The organism is Frankia sp. CoWAU3 (assembly GCF_977971855.1).
This window is the reverse complement of record NZ_CDWWXB010000340.1, coordinates 1-489: the sequence shown is the minus strand read 5'-3', so window position 1 is coordinate 489 and position 489 is coordinate 1. Positions and strand designations below refer to the sequence as shown.

Below are 489 nucleotides of genomic sequence, written 5' to 3'. Positions count from 1 at the left end.
TTCATCCCGGTGAGGAGGTAACCGATCTTCCGCCAGGTGTTGGGCCCGCAGACCCCGTCGTCCGGGATGCGGCCGAACCACGGCGCGGCGTAGCGCTGTAGGGAGGCCACCCGGGCAGTGGTCCGTGGCCCGTACACGCCATCCGGCGTTATCCGGTTGGGATCACCGGTGGGGGCCTCATGGCCAAAGATAATGTTCAGGGCGTTCTGGAGCTCCACGACGTCCGGACCACGCGATCCCTCCCGCAGGGTCGGACGGTCGTCGTAACGGTGCCGGGGATCGGCGGCTGCGCCGACTCCGTTATGCCGCGCGGCGGCGAGGATGTCCCGGCGTCGGTTGGCCCGGATGTCCCCCGGGCAATTGTGGCCTCCCCACGCCTGGCCGCCCATCCGGTGGGTACCGCTACCGTAACCGGCGGGAGAGTCGGTGATCTCTTCCTGCCATCCGAACTCCCAGGGCTGCGCGAAGGTCGCGTGGTGTGACGGCCTG

1 protein-coding gene is annotated in these 489 nt (G+C 69.1%); it reads right to left on the bottom strand.

Features of this window, described 5'->3' with window-relative positions; translation table 11 throughout:
• Nucleotides 1–489 (bottom strand): peptidoglycan-binding domain-containing protein (locus tag AC08ON_RS18170; protein WP_476617447.1); only part of this gene is annotated, 489 nt, incomplete at both ends.